General features: G+C 71.9%; 20 protein-coding genes. 12 read left to right on the top strand and 8 right to left on the bottom strand.

Features of this window, described 5'->3' with window-relative positions; genetic code table 11:
- The first annotated feature begins 59 nt into the window (after window positions 1-59).
- Window positions 60-320: a helix-turn-helix domain-containing protein gene (locus ACTWJ9_RS04460; protein ID WP_387039972.1), complete on the top strand. Its 261-nt coding sequence runs from the start codon at window positions 60-62 to the stop codon at window positions 318-320.
- Here the strand turns inward: ACTWJ9_RS04460 and ACTWJ9_RS04455 are convergent.
- Complete coding sequence (locus ACTWJ9_RS04455; RefSeq protein ID WP_443295226.1) at window positions 278-1,264, bottom strand: GlxA family transcriptional regulator; 987 nt, start codon at window positions 1,262-1,264, stop codon at window positions 278-280. The two genes, ACTWJ9_RS04460 and ACTWJ9_RS04455, sit on opposite strands and share 43 nt — an antisense overlap.
- A gap of 74 nt (window positions 1,265-1,338) precedes the next feature.
- Here ACTWJ9_RS04455 and ACTWJ9_RS04450 point away from each other — a divergent pair, with 74 nt between their 5' ends.
- The 4 genes from ACTWJ9_RS04450 (at window position 1,339) to ACTWJ9_RS04435 (ending at window position 3,699) form a co-directional block, all read left to right on the top strand.
- Window positions 1,339-1,926 (top strand): cysteine hydrolase family protein, encoded by a 588-nt coding sequence (locus ACTWJ9_RS04450; protein WP_279332845.1) that lies wholly within the window; start codon window positions 1,339-1,341, stop codon window positions 1,924-1,926.
- A 354-nt stretch (window positions 1,927-2,280) separates the two neighbouring features.
- Window positions 2,281-2,700 (top strand): hypothetical protein, encoded by a 420-nt coding sequence (locus ACTWJ9_RS04445; RefSeq protein WP_279332844.1) that lies wholly within the window; start codon window positions 2,281-2,283, stop codon window positions 2,698-2,700.
- A gap of 143 nt (window positions 2,701-2,843) precedes the next feature.
- Window positions 2,844-3,071 carry a hypothetical protein gene (locus ACTWJ9_RS04440; RefSeq protein ID WP_443295225.1) on the top strand — a complete coding sequence of 76 codons (228 nt, stop codon included), beginning with the start codon at window positions 2,844-2,846 and terminating at the stop codon, window positions 3,069-3,071.
- 193 nt (window positions 3,072-3,264) lie between these two features.
- Window positions 3,265-3,699 (top strand): SRPBCC family protein, encoded by a 435-nt coding sequence (locus tag ACTWJ9_RS04435; protein ID WP_279332843.1) that lies wholly within the window; start codon window positions 3,265-3,267, stop codon window positions 3,697-3,699.
- 67 nt (window positions 3,700-3,766) lie between these two features.
- Here the strand turns inward: ACTWJ9_RS04435 and ACTWJ9_RS04430 are convergent, their stop codons facing one another.
- Together ACTWJ9_RS04430 and ACTWJ9_RS04425 are read right to left on the bottom strand one after the other, a co-directional pair.
- Window positions 3,767-3,988 (bottom strand): hypothetical protein, encoded by a 222-nt coding sequence (locus ACTWJ9_RS04430; RefSeq protein WP_387039971.1) that lies wholly within the window; start codon window positions 3,986-3,988, stop codon window positions 3,767-3,769.
- 112 nt (window positions 3,989-4,100) lie between these two features.
- Window positions 4,101-4,463 carry a hypothetical protein gene (locus tag ACTWJ9_RS04425; RefSeq protein WP_279332841.1) on the bottom strand — a complete coding sequence of 121 codons (363 nt, stop codon included), beginning with the start codon at window positions 4,461-4,463 and terminating at the stop codon, window positions 4,101-4,103.
- A 162-nt stretch (window positions 4,464-4,625) separates the two neighbouring features.
- Between ACTWJ9_RS04425 and ACTWJ9_RS04420 the strand changes: the two genes are divergently transcribed.
- A complete protein-coding gene (locus ACTWJ9_RS04420; RefSeq protein WP_443295224.1) occupies window positions 4,626-5,810 on the top strand; it encodes a hypothetical protein in 1,185 nt (394 codons plus the stop codon).
- Window positions 5,811-5,817: 7 nt separating this feature from the next.
- Here the strand turns inward: ACTWJ9_RS04420 and ACTWJ9_RS04415 are convergent, their stop codons facing one another.
- The gene (locus ACTWJ9_RS04415; protein ID WP_387039967.1) at window positions 5,818-7,020 is read right to left on the bottom strand and encodes a S8 family peptidase; all 1,203 of its coding nucleotides are present in this window, start codon (window positions 7,018-7,020) and stop codon (window positions 5,818-5,820) included.
- A gap of 369 nt (window positions 7,021-7,389) precedes the next feature.
- Window positions 7,390-7,650: a hypothetical protein gene (locus tag ACTWJ9_RS04410; protein ID WP_341483671.1), complete on the bottom strand. Its 261-nt coding sequence runs from the start codon at window positions 7,648-7,650 to the stop codon at window positions 7,390-7,392.
- Between the two features lie 471 nt (window positions 7,651-8,121).
- On the opposite strand from ACTWJ9_RS04410, the gene pcaDC reads away from it, so the two are divergent.
- The 4 genes from pcaDC to ACTWJ9_RS04390 all read left to right on the top strand — a co-directional run bounded on the left by pcaDC (window position 8,122) and on the right by ACTWJ9_RS04390 (window position 11,442).
- Complete coding sequence (gene pcaDC / locus ACTWJ9_RS04405) at window positions 8,122-9,417, top strand: bifunctional 3-oxoadipate enol-lactonase/4-carboxymuconolactone decarboxylase PcaDC (protein WP_387039966.1); 1,296 nt, start codon at window positions 8,122-8,124, stop codon at window positions 9,415-9,417.
- A gap of 59 nt (window positions 9,418-9,476) precedes the next feature.
- Complete coding sequence (locus tag ACTWJ9_RS04400; RefSeq protein WP_443295223.1) at window positions 9,477-10,112, top strand: MBL fold metallo-hydrolase; 636 nt, start codon at window positions 9,477-9,479, stop codon at window positions 10,110-10,112.
- Window positions 10,113-10,170: 58 nt separating this feature from the next.
- On the top strand, window positions 10,171-10,950 hold the full coding sequence (locus ACTWJ9_RS04395) for an exodeoxyribonuclease III (protein WP_279332718.1): 780 nt from the start codon (window positions 10,171-10,173) through the stop codon (window positions 10,948-10,950).
- Window positions 10,951-11,031: 81 nt separating this feature from the next.
- The gene (locus ACTWJ9_RS04390; RefSeq protein WP_279332717.1) at window positions 11,032-11,442 is read left to right on the top strand and encodes a DUF6278 family protein; all 411 of its coding nucleotides are present in this window, start codon (window positions 11,032-11,034) and stop codon (window positions 11,440-11,442) included.
- Between the two features lie 510 nt (window positions 11,443-11,952).
- Here the strand turns inward: ACTWJ9_RS04390 and ACTWJ9_RS04385 are convergent.
- From ACTWJ9_RS04385 to ACTWJ9_RS04375, 3 genes are all read right to left on the bottom strand, one after another.
- Complete coding sequence (locus ACTWJ9_RS04385) at window positions 11,953-12,684, bottom strand: isocitrate lyase/PEP mutase family protein (protein ID WP_387039964.1); 732 nt, start codon at window positions 12,682-12,684, stop codon at window positions 11,953-11,955.
- 3 nt (window positions 12,685-12,687) lie between these two features.
- Window positions 12,688-13,851 (bottom strand): 3-deoxy-7-phosphoheptulonate synthase, encoded by a 1,164-nt coding sequence (locus tag ACTWJ9_RS04380; protein WP_387039974.1) that lies wholly within the window; start codon window positions 13,849-13,851, stop codon window positions 12,688-12,690.
- 559 nt (window positions 13,852-14,410) lie between these two features.
- Window positions 14,411-14,812 carry a hypothetical protein gene (locus tag ACTWJ9_RS04375; RefSeq protein ID WP_279332716.1) on the bottom strand — a complete coding sequence of 134 codons (402 nt, stop codon included), beginning with the start codon at window positions 14,810-14,812 and terminating at the stop codon, window positions 14,411-14,413.
- 345 nt (window positions 14,813-15,157) lie between these two features.
- Between ACTWJ9_RS04375 and ACTWJ9_RS04370 the strand changes: the two genes are divergently transcribed.
- Both ACTWJ9_RS04370 and ACTWJ9_RS04365 read left to right on the top strand, forming a co-directional pair.
- A complete protein-coding gene (locus ACTWJ9_RS04370; protein WP_387039963.1) occupies window positions 15,158-16,258 on the top strand; it encodes a hypothetical protein in 1,101 nt (366 codons plus the stop codon).
- Between the two features lie 3 nt (window positions 16,259-16,261).
- Complete coding sequence (locus ACTWJ9_RS04365; protein WP_443295222.1) at window positions 16,262-17,308, top strand: histidinol-phosphate transaminase; 1,047 nt, start codon at window positions 16,262-16,264, stop codon at window positions 17,306-17,308.
- The last annotated feature ends 10 nt before the right edge of the window (window positions 17,309-17,318 follow it).

Genomic DNA, 17,318 nt, shown 5'->3' with positions numbered 1-17,318 from the left:
CCGGCTCCGGGGCTGCGTGCGTGAGAGTTCTCGTATCGGTGTCCCGGCGGTGGCGGGGGTTGGCCAAGTGGCCTTGTTCGCCGAGAGGGAACGCCCCTTCACCTCCGAACGCCCACGCCCACGCCCGCGCTGTCGCCGAAGCCGCCGACCGCCGTATCGGCCGTCCCGTCGCCCACCCCGACGACAAGATCGAATACGCCGAGCTCCCCAAGGAGCAGGACCGCAGCCTCGGCCAGATCGCGGCCAAGACCGGAATTCCGAAGACCTCCTTGCACCGCTATCTGCAGGGCTTGTCCGGTGCAGCGAACGACGCCCGGTAGGCGCGCGGACTGGTCGCCAGGCGGGATGCGAACTGCTGGCGCATGGTGACCTCGCTGCCGAAACCGGACCGGCGGGCGACCTCGGGCATGGGCAGGTCGGTGCGTTCGAGGAGCTTCTGGGCCGCCACGATGCGGTGGCCCACAAGCCAGCGCAGCGGGGTGGTCCCGGTGGCCGCCGCGAAGTGCCGGGCGAAGGAGCGCGGCGACATCCCGGCACGGGCGGCGAGCGCGGACACGGTGAGCGGCTCGTCGAGATGCGCCAGGGCAAAGGCGCGTACCTGGGCCAGCGTGTCCGTGTCGCGGTCGGCGTGCGGTGTCGGATGCTCGATGAACTGGGCCTGGGTGCCGGTCCGGAACGGTGCGGTGACCATGGACCGGGCGACCGTCGCGGCCGCCTCCGCGCCGTGCGCGGCGCGCACCAGGTGCAGACACAGGTCGATGCCGGCGGCGGTGCCGGCGGACGTCCACAGATTGCCGTCTCCGACGAACAGGGCGTCCGGCTCGACCCGCACCTGTGGGTGCCGGGCCCGCAGCTGATCGGCCAGTGCCCAGTGGGTCAGCGCCCGGCGGCCGTCCAGCAGGCCCGCCTGGGCGAGCGTGAACGCCCCGCCGCACAGCGCGGCGATGGTGGTGCCCCGGACGTGGGCGCGGCGCAGTGCCGCAAGGACCGGCTCGGGCGCCGGGGTGACATGGTCGTCCAGGCCCGGCACCAGGATCAGCTCGGCGCGGGGCAGCCAGGCGAGGGTGCGGTCCGGGGCGAGCGCGAGCCCGTCGCGCATCGGTACCGGTTCGGGGCCGACGGCCACCCGGCGCAACTCGAACGCGGGCACCCCGCGGTCGGTGCGGTCCGCGCCCCATACCTCGGTGATCACCGAGACGTCGAAGGCCCGGATGCCGGGGAAGGCGAGCAGGGCGATGCGGTGGGCCGGTGCTGGTCGGGTCATCCTGGCAGTAAACCATCGATCGCTGTCTTTCCGTCTCCTGTGAACCGGCCTCGCCCGGCGGCAGGATCGTGGGCATGGAAATCACATCGAACGCGGCGTTGGTCGTGGTGGACGTGCAGAAGGGCTTCGACGAGTCGGAGTTCTGGGGCCCGCGCAACAACCCGGCCGCCGACGAGAACATCGCTTCCCTGATCGCGGCCTGGCAGGACACGGACCGGCCGGTCGTCTTCGTGCGGCACGACTCCAACAAGCCCGGCTCCCCGCTGCGGACCGGGTACGAGGGCAACGACTTCAAGGAGTACGTCGAGGAGCGGCGCGGCAAGGGCGGCGGGCCGGAGCTGCTCGTCACCAAGTCCGTGAACTCGGCGTTCTACGGCACCCCCGACCTTGACGACTGGTTCAAGGCGGTGGGCATCACCCAGGTCGTACTGGCCGGCATCCAGACCAACATGTGCGTGGAGACCACCGCCCGCATGGGCGGCAACCTCGGCTACGACGTGCTGGTCCCTCTCGACGCCACCCACACCTTCGACCTGACCGGTCCGAACGGCTGGCGCCTGACGGCCGACGAGCTGGCCCGGGCGAGTGCTGTCTCGCTGCACGGCGGGGGCTTCGCCCGGGTGGTGACAACCGGCGAGCTGGTGGCCGCCGTCCGCCCCTGACCTCCCAGATCTGGGGTGTGGGCCACCTCCGATACTCGCCCGGGCCACCTCGGCCGCTCACGGCCCAGGTCAAAGACTCAGTCACACGATGCGACTCCGCGGGCTCATGGGGGGGTGATGACGAGTCGCTGTTGTGGATCATCGGATGGTCGTGGGGGTCCTCGCCAGCCGATGCTCAGCGCTGTGACTCCGGGCCGAGGCGGTCGGCGAGATCGGCGAGGGCCTCACCTCGCGGTGGGCCGCCCCGAGCGAAACGGAGACGCTGGAGTACGATTCCCGTTCGATTGACCGTACGGCTCTGGGGGACGGGTTTTGAGCGCCCAACTGAGAGAAACCGCAACGCAGTTGGCGGACATGCTCTGGCGCCGGTACACGGTGTACCGGGACCGGGCCGGGGGAGTGGTCATCCGCGGAGAGCATGTGCAGCGCTGGATCAGTCTCGCCCCCTCGGGCCGCAGGGACGAAATCCTGCTCCGTGCGGGCCGTATCCTCGACGGCGGCACCACCGCTCCGGCGCGTTCGGAGATGGTCCTACCGCTCGATGCCGGCACCGGCGAGCTCGCTACGGCCTGCCGCCGCCTGCTCGCCGAGACCGCCGCCGACCCCGCACCGCCCGCCCCGGCGGCACCCGGCCGGGCCCAGCGGTCGGGGAAGCCGAAACGGTCCGGGCGCAAAGGGAGACGGATGAGCCTCGCCTCCTGGATGATCCTCGCCTGTGTGGTCGGCGTCGTCGCCCTGTACGCCTACAGCACTGCGACGACCGGCACACGCTGAGGAAAGCCCGCAGATTCCGGGCTCGCTGAGGGGCGGTAGGAGGCCTGGATCAGACGCTTGGCACAGCCGTAGTTCTTACTGGCTTGTGCGTGTTTTGCTCGGGGTCTGACCTGCTCCGTAACAGCCGTGCAGGCCACCTTCGGATGCCGTCGCTGTCCACGATCCGCCAGGTGGTCGGCGCGGTGTGCCCGGGCGGTCTGGCGGATCTGACCGGCCAGGACCCCGCCGACCCCCCCGACGGTGGACGGCAAGACCGCCCGCGCTCGCGCCGCCGCGATGCGCCGGCCGTGTACCGCAGCATCGCCACCGGACTCCGCGAGATGTCCTGCAGATCCCTCACCCGCCCGCTCGAGCTCCTGGGCATCAGCTGACCAGCGCCGCAGCGTGATCACCACGACTTCGAATCAGCCCTGCCCGAAGGCCGAGCAGGCCAAGGAGCTGACGGGCCGGCCGTGCTCGTGATCGGCAGGGCGCTTCCCGGTCTGGTTGCCAGGTGGCCGACTCACGGCGCAACCTGGAAGGGACCATGTGCCCGGGTGGCCGGGCCAGGAGGCGAGGTCCGCGATGAGCAGGCTCCAGGAGCACATCGACATCAGCGCCCCGGCACAGAAGGTGTGGGACCAGCTGCACCGCATTGAGGAGTACTCGTCGTTCATGAACGGGGTGCAGCGCGCTGCTGCACGCGGCGGTGACCGTGCCCGTCTCGATGTCCGGACCGGCCGTGGTGAACAGGTGTTCGAGGCCGTTCTCTCCGACCGCTCCGACGAACAGACCATCACCTGGCAGACGCAGGGCAGCCCGGAGCTGCAGGGCACCCTCGCGGTCAGGTCCCTGGACAGGGACCACAGCCAGGTGCAGATCCGGATGGAGTACGACCCGCAGGGCATCCAGGACGCCTTCGGCGGTCCGAAGGGAATGGCCCAGATCCACGCGGTCGAGCGGACGGTCCGGGACGACCTGGAACACTTCAGGGATCTCGTGGAGCGGCAGAAGGGCTGACTCGGAGTCGACTTCTCTCCCCCGCCTTCATACGGGGAAGGGGATGACGCGCCGCCCGGCCGGGCGCTCAGTCCCGCAGGGGCGGCAGGTCGAACCCGTCGTTCTGCATGCGCAGCAGCAGTCGGCCGGCCGCCGCGAAGCCGACCGCCGTGAGCCCCCAGCCGACCAGGTCGAGCTCGCGGACACCGCTCAGCACCGAGGCGAGGTGGACGGGCTGTGACACCGTCAACCCGAGCGCGAGCCGGAGCGGCACCACGCGTGCCCGCCACAGGGCCGGCCCCAGCAGCACCGTGCCGAGGACCGTCGCCGTCGCCCGCCAGAAGCCGCACAGGTCGCGGACGGGGCGGCGGGTCGGCGTGTCCGGCGTGCCGGGGCGGTGTCCGCCGTGGTGGAGGACATGGTCACCCCTCCGTCACGGCCCGCGTCCGCAGTGCCGAGGCGACCAGCGCGACGCCGGCGAGGGTGACGAGGAGGGCGAACGCGACCGCGCCGACCAGCGCTCCGGGCACGTCGTCGACGAAGAACGCCGGGACGGCGCTGAGCCCCGACAGCAGCCGGGTGACGATCACGGCCACCGCGCCGGCGCGGCTGCCCCGCCAGGCCAGAACGGCGCCGACCAGGGTGATCAGCCCGAGTGCGGCACCCACGACGGCCACCGCGACCGGAGGGTGCCCACCGTCTCCGAACGGCAGCGAGATCACGTCGATGAGGCCGAGCAGGGCGGACAGAACCAGTCCGGTGACAAGAAGGCGGGTGCGGTTCACGTGGTCCTCCTGAGTGAGGGACGAAGTACCGGGGTCGGAAATACCGGTGTCGTGTCCGCAGTCTGGGTTCGCGGGTCGGGTCCGCGGATCGGGGCGGGCCCGGAACCGTTCTCCGTGCTGCCACGTATTCACTCCGGGTGACCGCTGCACTACCCTGGGTGCGTGGCAACTCGGGGTCTGTTCGCTGTCGCCGCCGCGGTCCTGACGAGCGTGCTGGCAGCCGCCGGAGTGATCCTGGCGGTGCTCGGCGGTGACGGGGGCGCCACCACGGCGTTCGCGATCGGTGTGGCGTTCGGGCTGCCCTCCGTCGTGCTGGGCGTGGTGGTGGCGGTGCGCCGTCCGGACAGCGTGGTCGGGCTGCTGCTGGTGCTGGTCGGCGCTACGGCGGTGTGGCTCACGGTCGGCGAGCTGTGCGGGCTGCTCCTCGCGCGGCGGACGGACCTGGCGTTCGCGCAGTGGTACGCGGCCCTGTCGCAGGGCGACTGGATGTTCCTGTACGTCCCGGCCGCGCTGCTCATGCTGGTCTTCCCCGACGGGAGGCTGTCGGGCCGGCGCCGGCGGTGGGCGGCGGCCGGACTGCTGGCCGTGCCTCCGCTGTTCATGCTGATCGCGGCGCTGGACCCTGCACCGTTCCGGCCGCCGTTCGAGGCGATGCCGCACCCTGTACGGGTGCCCGAGCCCTGCCTCCCGGTACTGCGCGCGGTGGCGTTCGCCCTGCTGCCGGTCTTCCTCGGGCTGCTGATCGCGTCCGCGGCGGCGGTGGTCGTCCGCTACCGGCGGGCGGCCGACGAGGCGAGGCGGGCGCAGCTCAAGTGGTTCGCGCTCGGTGCCGCCTTCCTGCCACTGACGCTGCTGCTGTGCTGGGCCGGCTACCTGTTCCTCGGCGGGCCGGAGCCGGCGGTCGTCGGCCTGGCGGCGGCGGCCCTGGCGATTCCGGCCGCGACCACGATCGCGATCCTGCGGCACGACCTCTACGACATCGACCGGGCGATCAGCACCGCCGTCACCTACGGCCTGGTGACCACGATCCTGCTGGGCTTCTACACGGCCGCCTCGTTCGTGGCCGGCCTCGGCGCCGGACGGTCCTCACCGGTCGCGGCCGCCGCGGCCACCGCCGTCTGCGCCGCCGCGCTGTCCCCGCTGCGCACCCGGCTCCAACGGTGGGTCGACGGGCGGTTCTACCCCGCGCGGCAGGCCGCGCTGACGACCGTTCAGGGGCTGCGCGGCCGTATGCACGCCGGACAGGCCCGGCCGGAGCAGCTGGAGCGGGCTCCGTCCGCTCGCCGGCCGGGCAAGTGCCGTTTCCCGATGGCACGGCGGCCTCCGGGAAACGGCGTTCACACCTGACGGTGCGTCACGGAACGAGACGCAGAAGCTTGTTCGGTGAACCGGAGCCCGGGCTGGTGACCACGCCCGAAGTGGCGCCGTTCACCAGGGCCGCGGAAACCTGTGCCGGGGTGGCCGTGGTGTGGCCCGCGAGGTAGACCGCGGCCGCGCCCGCGACGTGCGGTGCCGCCATCGACGTGCCCGAGATGGTGTTGGTCGCGGTGTCACTGGTGTGCCAGCCCGCCGTGATCGAGGAGCCGGGGGCGAAGAGGTCGAGGACCGAGCCGTAGTTGGAGTAGCTGGCCCTGGCGTCCGTACTGGTGGTGGCGCCGACCGTGATCGCCTCGGTGACCCGGGCGGGGGAGGAGGAGGACGCGTTGGCGTTCTCGTTGCCCGCGGCGACCGCGTAGGTGACACCGCTGGCGATCGAGTTGCGCACGGCCGTGTCCAGGGCGGCGGAGGCGCCGCCGCCCAGCGACATGTTGGCGACCGAGGGGCCGGAGTGGTTCTTGGTGACCCAGTCGACGCCCGCTATGACGCCGGCCGTGGTCCCCGAGCCGCTGGCGTTGAGCACGCGGACTGCCACGATCCTGGCCTTCTTGGCGACGCCGTAGGTGGAGCCCGCGATGGTGGTGGCGACGTGGGTACCGTGGCCGTTGCCGTCCGACGGCGTGCCGCCGCTGACGGCGTCGTAGCCGTACGAGGCCCGCCCGCTGAGCTGCGAGTGTGTGATGCGCACCCCGGTGTCGATGACGTACGCGGTCACGCCGCTGCCCGCCGAGTCCGGGTAGGTGTACGTGCCGGAGAGCGGGCGTGCCGCCTGGTCGATGCGGTCCAGGCCCCAGGGGGCATTGGTCTGCGTGGCGTCGAGGTGGACCTTCTGGTTCTGTTCCACCGTGGCGATCGCCGGGTCGGCCGCGAGTCTCCTGGCCTCGGTCGCCGAGAGGTCCGCCGTGTAACCGTTCAGCGCGCTGCCGAACGTCTTCTCCACCGTGCCGCCGTACTTGGTGATCAGGCCCTTGCCCTTGCTCGACGCGGACTTGAAGCCCGCGGTCTTCTTGAGCGTGATGATGTAGCTGTCCTTGATCGCCGTGGGGGAGTCGGCGGCGAGTACTTTTCCTTCGGCCGGGGCGGCCTGGGCGGGAAGCGCGGTGAGTCCGCCCAAAAGGGCGGCGGTCGCAACGCCGGTGAGGGCGGCGAAGCGGATCTTCCTGCTACGCGGTTGTGCCATGCGAGGGAGTCCTCCTCAGGCAAGCGCGCCTGGGTGTGGCGCGCGATGTGGGGGTGCGCACGGGGTCGCGCACACGGCCCTGAGCGCTGCGTTCCGCTCAAGGCCGAGTAAAGAGTGTGGTAACTGGTGGTTATAATCAAGGGAGTTGAAGACTTGACATGTTAATGTCATGCAAGTGAAGTGGATGAGGTCTTCTCATCGCCGGTGCCGCCGTCACCGGGACGGATCGTCGCGACGCGGGCTTTTCCCTCGCAGCGACCACCGAAAAGATCTGTTTTCCGAAGAAATTGATGCCCAGTCAGCTTCGGACCCGAGGCGGAAACGGACGAACGGCGTGGGTTCGAGGAGATCGCTGCGCGACGGCCACGATCAGCGAGACCTTCGGCATGGCTTCGCCGTGGACCGGGGGCCGGAGACGGGCGAGCCTTCCAGAAGGCCGGTGGCGAATCGTGGGATCGGCTTCTCGGTGCGCCGACACCAGCCGTAGTCATTCGAGCAGCGGGCACTGCGCACGGTCCCGGTGCGCAGTGCCGCCTGAAGCGCCGACCGCGTGCCAGGCACGTTCGTGCGCACGAACTCCGCGGCGCCGTCGGGCGAGCGGTCCACGTGTGGCCGTGCCGCGAAGCGCACCACCGCATCGTGTCCCGGCGTCGGCTCCAGCAGGGGAGGTCCGTGAAACGAACCCTGTTCCTGTATGCCTGCAACAAGACCAAGGGCAGCGTCGGCGGCAAGACCTGCGTGACTACCGCGCTCCGCTACGGACGTATAAGTCGGCGGTTCAGTTCCGGCTGCTGGTCGGTGAGATCCCGGAAGGCTTTCAGGTGCGTCGTGCTGACCCTTGGGGCCGACACTATACGCTTTGCTGCAAACCGGACCGCTTGAAGGCCGCGCCGAAGCGGGAAGCTCTGCGGAGCAGGTACTGGGAGAGCACGCGTGTCAGGAGGATGCACTGTCCGGGCGACCACGTGTGCACGCCGGAGAACTCGTACCCGGGTTCCGAGGGTTCCGCCAGCGCCGGCGGTGTGGCGCTGCCGGGCGCGGGAGTCGCCGGGTTTTTCCCCAGCCGTGTGACAGCTCGTGACACGTGAGAGAGTTTGGGGCGTGAGTGAGACACCACCGAACACCCTGCAATACCGCTTCGACGGGCCGGAAGAGGCACCTGTCCTGATCCTGGCTCCCTCACTGGGTACCACCTGGCACATGTGGGACCGGCAGATCCCCGAGCTGACGAAGCAGTGGCGGGTGTTCCGGTTCGATCTGCCGGGGCACGGGGGCGCGCCCGCCTACCCGGCGGGATCGGTCGGCGAGCTCACCGCGCGGCTGCTCGCCACCCTCGAGGGCCTCGGGGTGCAGCGCTTCGGCTACGCCGGCTGCGCCTTCGGCGGCGCGATCGGCCTCGAACTGGCCCTGCGGCACCCCGAGCGCGTCGCCTCCCTCGCGCTGATCGCCGCCTCGCCCCGGTTCGGCACCGCCGACGAGTTCCGCCAGCGCGGGGTGGTCGTCCGGACCAACGGGCTCGACCCGATCGCCCGCACCTCGCCCGACCGCTGGTTCACCAGCGGCTTCGCGGCCGCGCAGCCCGCGATCACCGAGTGGGCCGTGCAGATGGTGCGTACCACCGACCCGGGCTGCTACATCGCCGCCTGCGAGGCCCTCGCCTCGTTCGACGTGCGGGCCGAACTCGGCCGCCTCGGCGTGCCGACCCTGGTCCTGGTCGGCTCGGACGACCAGGTCACCGGCCCCGCCGAGGCCCGCACGCTGGTCGCCGGCGTGCCGGACGCCCGGCTGGCCGTGGTGCCCGGCGCCTCCCACCTGGTACCGGTGGAGCAGCCCGCCGCGGTCACCGACCTGCTGGTCCGGCACTTCTCCACCGCCTGGCAGCCCGGCTTCGAGCAGACCACCGGGCAGACCGTCCTGCCCGCCGTCCCGGACCAGGCCGTGCGGGCGGTGGTGGGGCCGCAGGGCGGGCCCGTCGCCGAGATCGCCGCCGCCGTACCGCCGCAGGCCCAGGGCAGGCCCGACCCGTACGAGACCGGGATCAAGGTCCGCCGGGAGGTGCTGGGCGACGCGCACGTCGACCAGGTACTGGCGCAGACCGACGACTTCTCGGGCGACTTCCAGGAGTTCGTCACCCGCTCGGCCTGGGGCGAGGTCTGGGACCGGCCCGGTCTCGACCGGCGCACCCGCAGTTGCGTCACCCTCACGGCCCTGGTCGCCGGCGGCCACCTGGAGGACCTCGCCGTCCACACCCGGGCGGCCCTGCGCAACGGCCTCACCCCGGGGGAGATCAAGGAGGTCCTGCTCCAGGCGGCCGTCTACTGCGGCCTCCCCGCGGCGAACAGCGCGTTCCGGGTGGCCCAGCAGGTCGTCCGGGAGGAGACCACCCCCCAGGAGTGAGACCGGGAGTGAGCACCGGGCACCCCGCGCGGACGGAGGCGCGGGGGCATGATGGGCCCATGAGGCTCACGAAGAAGTCGCACTCCTGCGTCCGCCTGGAGAAGGACGGCCGCACCCTCGTCGTCGACCCCGGCGGGTTCAGCGAGGAGGACGCCGCGCTCGGCGCGGACGTCATCCTGGTCACGCACAAGCACCCCGACCACTTCGACGAGGGCCGGCTGCGGGCCGCCCTGGAGGCCGACCCGGCCGCGGCGGTCTGGACTCTGAGGTCCGTCGCGGAACAGCTCTCGGCCGCGTTCCCGGGCCGGGTGCACACCGTCGGGCACGGCGACGCGTTCACCGCCGCGGGCTTCGACGTCCAGGTCCACGGCGAGCTGCACGCCGTGATCCACCCGGACCTCCCGCGCGTCACCAACGTCGGCTACCTCGTCGACGGCGGGGCCCTCTTCCACCCCGGCGACGCCCTCACCGTCCCCGACCACCCCGTCCGGACGCTGATGCTCCCGGTCATGGCCCCCTGGAACAAGATCTCGGAGGTCATCGACTACGTCCGCGAGGTCCGGCCGGAGCGCGCCTACGACATCCACGACGCCCTGCTCACCGATCTGGCCCGTCCGATCTACGACCGCCAGATCGGCGAGCTCGGCGGCGCCGAGCACCTGCGGCTCGCCCCCGGGGCGACGGCCGAGCTGTGAGCCGGGGCCGCCCACCGCCGGGCGGGCATTGTCGGTGGTGCCGGGTAGGTTGTGGGACATGCGCATCGCCACCTGGAACGTGAACTCGATCACCGCCCGCCTGCCCCGGCTCCTGGCCTGGCTGGAGAGCAGCGGCACGGACGTGCTGTGCCTCCAGGAGGCCAAGGTCGCCGAGGAGCGCTTCCCGGCCGAGGAACTGCGCGAGCTGGGCTACGAGTCCGCGGTGCACGCGACCGGCCGGTGGAACGGCGTGGCGGTGCTCTCCCGCGTGGGCCTGGAGGACGTCGTCAAGGGCCTGCCCGGCGATCCGGGGTACGACGGCGAGCTGGAGCCCCGTGCCGTCTCCGCGACCTGCGGCCCGGTCCGCGTCTGGTCGGTGTACGTGCCCAACGGCCGCGAGGTGGACCACCCCCACTACGCGTACAAGCTCCAGTGGTTCGAGGCGCTGAAGGCGGCCGTGGCCGGGGACGCGGCGGGCAGCCGCCCCTTCGCGGTGCTCGGCGACTACAACGTGGCGCCGACCGACGAGGACGTCCACGACATCGCCGTCTTCGAAGGCTCCACCCATGTCACCCCGGCCGAGCGCGCCGCCCTGGCCTCCCTGCGCGAGACCGGCCTGACCGACGTCGTCCCGCGCCCGCTGAAGTACGACCACCCGTTCACGTACTGGGACTACCGCCAGCTCGGCTTCCCCAAGAACCGCGGCATGCGCATCGACCTGGTGTACGGCAACGAGCCGTTCTCCAAGGCCGTTTCCGACGCGTACGTCGACCGTGAGGAGCGCAAGGGCAAGGGCGCCTCGGACCACGCGCCGGTCGTGGTGGACCTCGACGTGTAGGGCCCGGGGCGGCGGTACTCGGCCAAGGCGCCGGCAGCGCGCCTGTGGTGCGCACGGCGGTACGAATGTCAGGCTGGGGGGATGAACATCCCTTTCCTGGGCCACCGGCGCGAGAAGCCGGCAGTCCGTGACTCCGAGGGCATCGCGGAACTCCTCGCCGAATGCGAGCTGCTGCGCTCCCAGGCCTCCCGTGCCGGAGTCCGACTGGACGACTCCCAGGCCTCGTTGGAGGCGCTGGACCAACTGGTGCCCGGGAGCTGGCGGGACGACGAGGACACGCTGACCTGGCTGGGCAACGACGCCGGGCTCTACCTGGGCACCGTCATCGTGCGCACCGTGCCGGGAGCCGCCTGGAAGATCCGGTACGACGGGCAGCCCGTCGTACGGCTCGCCTCCGGGCGGGAGTTCGACGTCGTGGACTCCGGACACCAGTGGGCCGCCAGTGGGGTGCCGGAGCTGTCGCAGCTGTACGCCGAGGTCGCGGAGGCCTGACGCGTCCGGGCTCCTCGAGCACCGAACAGGGGGACGCGGGGAAGTCCGTCCCGCCGGACCTCGACTACGATGTGCTCTCCCATCCGGTGGGGGAGGGGACTTCGCGGCCGGAGCGGGGACGCTGTCGCCGGGAGGGGCCTACCGCCCCACACCTGCGGATGGCGGTTCACATGAGCCAGTCCCGTCCGGCGGCAGTCGGAGATCACTGCCCGCGCGGTGGAGACGACCCGCACCACGGGCCGCCCACCGGCGGGAAGAAGGTCAGCTGCGCGCCGGACGGGTTGCGCCGGCTCACCGACGGATCAGAGCTCCGAGGAGAACGTCGTCCTCGCGGCTCGTCACCACCGCTGACCACTGACCGCTCGGGCGGTGCGGCGTCCCGGGACGCCACCGGTGGAACCCGGCCGCGGAGCAGGGGGAAGGTCCGGGCGGGGCACCTGTGAGCAAGGCGATGCCTCCGGGGCCGGTGACAAGGTCGGAACGGCTCCGGAGGCCGGAACGAAAGCTCCGTCAGGCCAGGTCGCTGACGATGTCGAGCAGCGCGTTCGTGGCCCGGCGGTGCAGGGTGTGGCCGAACGTCACGCGCATCGCCCCGAGAGCGCCCAGCTCGGCGGGGGTGGGCCCGTCCGGCAGGCACAGCGCGTTCACCGGGCAGTCCACGCACGCCACGATGTCGGGGAGCAGCTCGCTGGGTGCGAGGATCGGGTACACCACGTCGGCGCCCGCCTCGACATAGCGGCGGGCACGCTTCACGGCGGACTCCACGGAGCCGTCCCCGAAGAGGAACGTGTCGATCCGGGCGTTGACGACGAGCCGGTCGCCGGCCTCCACACTGACCTCGGCCAGCCAGTCGGCGTGCCGGTCGGCGTCCTTGACCTGGCCGGTGGCGGGGTCGGAGTCCTCGAGGTTGCAGCCGACCGCGCCGGCCTCGAGCAGCCGCTCGACGATCTCGCGCGGGGACAGCCCGTATCCGTCCTCGATGTCGGCGGTCACGGGGACGTCCACGGCGCGGGTGATGCGGGCGATGGCGGCGAACATCTCGTCGGGCGGGGTGTGCCCGCCGTCCTCGTGGCCGAGGACGGCGGCGACGGCCGCACTGGACGTGGCGAGCGCGGCATGGCCCGCCCCGGCGAAGACGCGGGCGCTGACCGCGTCCCACACGTTGGGGATGACGAGCGGTGACGCGGCCTCCTCCCGCTGGTGCATGCGACGGAAGTCTTCGGCGGGGGTGAGACTCTGCAAGGGTTACCTCCTACTGAGCTGGTGTTCGGCGTACAGATCGGCCAGCGCCCGTGCCAGGTCCAGCGACTGGCCGCGGTTCAGCCTGGGGTCGCAGGCGGTTTCGTAGCGGGTCGGCAGGTCGGCGGGGGTGACCGGGTAGGTGCCCCCCAGACATTCGGTGACCTGATCACCGGTCAGTTCCGTGTGGACCCCGCCGGGATGGGTGCCGAGTGCGCGGTGCACCTCGAAGAATCCGCGGAGTTCGTCCACGATCACGTCGAGGCGGCGGGTCTTGAACCCGCCGTCGGCGAGGAAGGTGTTGCCGTGCATGGGGTCGCACACCCAGACCACGGGCGAACCGGCGGCGGTCACCTTGGCCACCAGGTCGGGAAGGACGTCGCGTACGGCGTCGGCTCCCATGCGGGCGACGAAGGTGAGGCGGCCGGGTTCCCGTTCGGGGTCGAGCCGGTCCACGAGGGCGAGGGCGTCGTCGGGGGTCGTGGTGGGGCCCACCTTCACGGCGATCGGGTTGCGGATGCGTGCGACGTAGTCGATGTGGGCGTCGCCGGGTCGGCGGGTGCGTTCGCCCACCCACACGGTGTGGGCGGACAGATTGTAGGGGCCGGACGGGGTACCGCGGGTCAGGGCGTGCTCGTACTCCAGGACGAGGGCCTCGTGACTGGTCCAGAACTCGGTGCGGCTGTGCGCCGCCAGCGCACGCAGCAGGTTCAGCGTGGTCGCCGACACCCGGTGCGCCCGGGCGAGACGGCCGGGCTGCGGGGTGCGGGACTCGGGGGTGAAGGCGGAGGCGTTGACCAGGTCGCCCCGGTAGGCGGGCAGTGTCACGCCGTCCCGGGTCTCGTGGGCGTGGGAGCGCGGCTTGGCGTACTGACCGGCCATGCGGCCGATGGTGACGACGGGCATGACGGCCGCCTCGGCGACGACGGCGGCCATCTGGTTGAGCGTGCGGAACTTGGCGTCGATCTGCTCCTCGCGGGCTCCGTCGAAGGTCTCGGCGCAGTCGCCGCCCTGGAGGACGACGGCCTCGCCGCGGGCGACGGCGGCGAGGCGGTCGCGGAGGGTGTCGCACTCCTCCGGCAGGACCAGGGAGGGAGCCAGGCCGAGTTCCGCGACGGCCTCGGCGAGGGCCTCCCGGTCGGGCCACTCCGGCTGCTGGGCGGCGGGCAGGTCCGACGGCGGGAAGGGATGCGGGGTGGGTACGGAGTGCGGGCGTCCGGGCCCGCGGCCGTCCGGCGGGGTCGCCGCACCGGTCGTGCGGTGGGCGGCTCCGGCCGGGCGGCCGCTCGGATGGCTGGTGTCGATGGGGTGCTCGGTGAGCCGGCTGACGGTCACAGCGGTGGTGTCCCTCTCTTCGGGGCGCGGTCGGCCGGGGGGCCTGCCGTTCCCGTGTACTGGGTGGGGTCGAGCGGCGCGGCGAACTCCCCCGGCCGGAGCACGCCGTCGAGTCCGGGCAGGCCGGCCAGGACGGAGCCGAGGGTGCGGCCCTCCTCGCCGGCCCGCCCGGAGACCGCCGTCGCCGGATGGCGGCCGGGCGCCGCAGGTCGTCGAGGACCACGCCGTGGGCGCGGGAGGCGATCAGTGTCGCGCCGGTGCCGAAGACGTCCCGGCCGGTGGAGCGGACAGCCTCCGGGTGCCCGTCCCGGCGGTGCCGATCTCTGAGTGTCCTCCGGTGTTCAGTTGCCGGCCTCCGCTGTGGGCGTGGGCCGGTGGACCGGAGCGGGGCTGCTCATACGCGCACGGCGTTCCAGCCGACGTCGCCGTCGGGGGCCGGCCCGGTGGCCGGCAGTCCGGCGGTGAGGAGCCGCCCGGCGCTGTTCCAGCCGACGTCCCCGGCCGGGACGGCACGGACCGCGGCGGCGCCGGCCCGGCGGAGGGTGCGGTCGCTCTCACGATCGTGACCAGTGGCGTTTCCGGTGACGACGCCGGACGGACCGCTGCCGCCGCCGACGGACGTGGCGAACACCGCGGTGCCGGACGCGACGAGACGGTTCCAGCCGACATCGGCCGCCCGCGCGGAGCCGCCGGTCGTGACGGCCGCCCCCAGCGCGCCTGCCAGGGCCAGTGCGGTGACGGCCCCCCGGCCGTCGGCACGCCAGGATCGTGACGTCCTGGCAATCCCCTCGAACATGGAAGTCCCCCTTCTTCGTCTGTCCTCGGTGATCCCCGAGTGGCATGTGGAATGTGCTGGTGATCGGGCCCGCGAACGCCGTTCCCCCGGACACCGCGGCAATGGGCCGCGCGTCGACGCCCGGTTGAATGAGAAGCGGAGTCTGGCCGAATGTTTTCAGCCGATCGATAACGGATCGACGTTTCCTCGGCCCATTGGCAAGAATGCGTCTTGAATGGCGGGCCCCCTCCCGTTCGAAAAATGGTGCCAGCCTTGGAGTGGACCCGGATAATCATGGATACTTCGGGTCGGCGCACTGCTGTGAAACGAGGGATGCAAATGCATACACAGGTGCCAGAGAGTGGCATGACGGAGATGTCGGGCACGGTGTGGGGGGAGCCGTGCCGCGCTCCCGCCGACGCCGGGCGCGCAACCCAGGCGCTGCGTCACGCGGCGGTGGCGCTCAAGGGGCTGTCCCGGTCGCTCGAGACGCAGGCGGAACTCCTCCGCCCGCCCGCCGACGGGCGCCACCCCGAAGGCGGGACCGGCCCCTCCGATTCCGGATTCCGCTACGTACACGGTCTCGAAGAGATCGGCGAGGCCATTCAGCGCGAACTGGACCGTGCCACCTCGGAGATCCTCACCGCACAGCCGGACGGACCGCGCCCCGGGGTCGTGCTGGCCCACGCCCTCGAAGCGGTACGCGACCGTATCGCATCCGGGGTGTCCATGCGGACCCTCTACCAACACAGCACCCGCTTCGACGAACCGACAAAGGAATACGTCCGCACCGTGACCGGCTTCGGTGCCCAGATACGCACCCTGGCCGAATTCTTCGACCGGCTCATCATCGTCGACCGCAAGACGGTGTTCATCCCGGCGAACGCCGACCGCACCACCGCGATCGTCGTCACCGAACCGGCCGTCGTGAAATTCCTGACGGACATGTTCGAAAGGGCCTGGGACCGCGCGGAACCGTATCCTTTCATTCCGGTTCGGGCCGCCGACGCCGCGGCGGAAATCATCCCGTCCATACGTGATGCGATCTGCAAACTCCTCGTCGAGGGACGGTCCGACCGGGAGATCGCCCGCCGCCTCGGATTCAGCCTGCGCTCCCTGCAGTCGCACGTCGCCCGGCTCAAGGACGACTACGGTGCCGAGCACCGGCTCCAGCTCGGCTACCTCATGGGTGTGAAGGAGAGGTGCGAGGGCCGCATCACCGAGGCCCGCCCGGAGGACCTGGTCACCGCGCCCGACGACCCCAGCGGCGTCGAACGGGACCTCGCGGAGCCCGGACGCGGCTCGTGCGCACGCGACGCGACCGTCTCGGAGACCGAAGCCTCCGGAACCCTGAAGGTCTTACCGCCCACCGGGCGCGCCGCCGATCGCACCCCGCCGTCCCAGGGTGCCCACCCGACGGCCCCGGACCGACCCGCCGTCCGCCGCAGCCCCACGTCCGAAAGGTGACCCATGCCGTCCGCTCCGTACGGACTCTCCGCGAACGAGAACCCCTACCCGCCGCTGCCCTCGGTGCGGGAACTGCTGGGCGCCGAGGCGGCCCGGATCAACCGTTACCCGGACCGCTTCTGCACCGAGCTCACCGAGGCCGTCGCCAGGCGGCACTCCGTTCCCGCCGGCCATGTCGCGGTCGGCGCCGGATCGGTGGGCGTCACCCTGCACCTGCTGCACTCGCTGCTCGTCGGCGCGGACGGCGTGGACAGCGTGGACGGCCGGCAGGGCGGGCTGGGTGGTGAAGTCGCCTACGCCTGGCCGTCGTTCGAGGCCTACCCGCACCTGACCGGGCTGTGCGGCGGACGGTCCGTACGGGTGCCGCTGACCGATCACCGGCACGACCTGGAGGCGCTCGCCGACGCGGTCACCGCCGACACCCGGGCCGTCATCGTCTGCAATCCCAACAACCCGACCGGCACGGCCGTGCGCCGCACCGAACTGGAACGCTTCCTCGACCGCGTACCCGGGCACGTCCTCGTCGTCCTCGACGAGGCCTACCGGGAGTTCGTCCGGGACGAGGACGTGCCCGACGGCGTCGAACTGTACCGGGACCGTCCCCAGGTGGTGGTGCTGCGCACCTTCTCCAAGGCCTACGGGCTCGCCGGCCTGCGCGTCGGCTACGCCCTCGCCCACGAGCCGGTCGCGGCGGCGATCCGCCGAGCCGTCGTCCCGTTCGGCGTCGGTGCCATGGCCCAGGCCGCGGCCGTCGCCTCCCTCGGTGCCGAACGCGAGCTCATGGAGCGGGTCGAGGCACTGGTCAAGGAACGGCACCGGGCCCGCGAGGCCCTCCTCGCGACCGGCCTCGACGTGCCGCCCTCGGAGGCCAACTTCCTGTGGCTGCCCCTCGGGGAGCGCACCTCGGCGTTCGCCGACACCTGCGCGGACGAGGGCGTCACCGTCCGCGCGTTCCCCGGGGAAGGGGCCCGGGTGTCCCTCGGGGAGACGGAGGCCAACGACATCGTGCTGCGGGTCGCCGCGGGCTTCGCCCGCACCGCGGCGCGGTAGCCCCACGCAC

This window comes from Streptomyces sp. GDS52, from assembly GCF_052246875.1.
GTDB classification, from domain to species: Bacteria; Actinomycetota; Actinomycetes; order Streptomycetales; family Streptomycetaceae; genus Streptomyces; species Streptomyces cathayae.
This window is presented reverse-complemented; position numbering and strand designations above follow the sequence as displayed.

Bases quoted from the DNA above. Each gene is read 5' to 3' on its own strand.
- ACTWJ9_RS04455 (WP_443295226.1), bottom strand. From the start codon at position 1,264: ATGACCCGACCAGCACCGGCCCACCGCATCGCCCTGCTCGCCTTCCCC.
- ACTWJ9_RS04450 (WP_279332845.1), top strand. From the start codon at position 1,339: ATGGAAATCACATCGAACGCGGCGTTGGTCGTGGTGGACGTGCAGAAG.
- ACTWJ9_RS04445 (WP_279332844.1), top strand. From the start codon at position 2,281: ATGCTCTGGCGCCGGTACACGGTGTACCGGGACCGGGCCGGGGGAGTG.
- ACTWJ9_RS04440 (WP_443295225.1), top strand. From the start codon at position 2,844: ATGCCGTCGCTGTCCACGATCCGCCAGGTGGTCGGCGCGGTGTGCCCG.
- ACTWJ9_RS04435 (WP_279332843.1), top strand. From the start codon at position 3,265: ATGAGCAGGCTCCAGGAGCACATCGACATCAGCGCCCCGGCACAGAAG.
- ACTWJ9_RS04415 (WP_387039967.1), bottom strand. From the start codon at position 7,020: ATGGCACAACCGCGTAGCAGGAAGATCCGCTTCGCCGCCCTCACCGGC.
- ACTWJ9_RS04400 (WP_443295223.1), top strand. From the start codon at position 9,477: ATGAGGCTCACGAAGAAGTCGCACTCCTGCGTCCGCCTGGAGAAGGAC.
- ACTWJ9_RS04395 (WP_279332718.1), top strand. From the start codon at position 10,171: ATGCGCATCGCCACCTGGAACGTGAACTCGATCACCGCCCGCCTGCCC.
- ACTWJ9_RS04390 (WP_279332717.1), top strand. From the start codon at position 11,032: ATGAACATCCCTTTCCTGGGCCACCGGCGCGAGAAGCCGGCAGTCCGT.
- ACTWJ9_RS04375 (WP_279332716.1), bottom strand. From the start codon at position 14,812: ATGTTCGAGGGGATTGCCAGGACGTCACGATCCTGGCGTGCCGACGGC.
- ACTWJ9_RS04370 (WP_387039963.1), top strand. From the start codon at position 15,158: ATGACGGAGATGTCGGGCACGGTGTGGGGGGAGCCGTGCCGCGCTCCC.
- ACTWJ9_RS04365 (WP_443295222.1), top strand. From the start codon at position 16,262: ATGCCGTCCGCTCCGTACGGACTCTCCGCGAACGAGAACCCCTACCCG.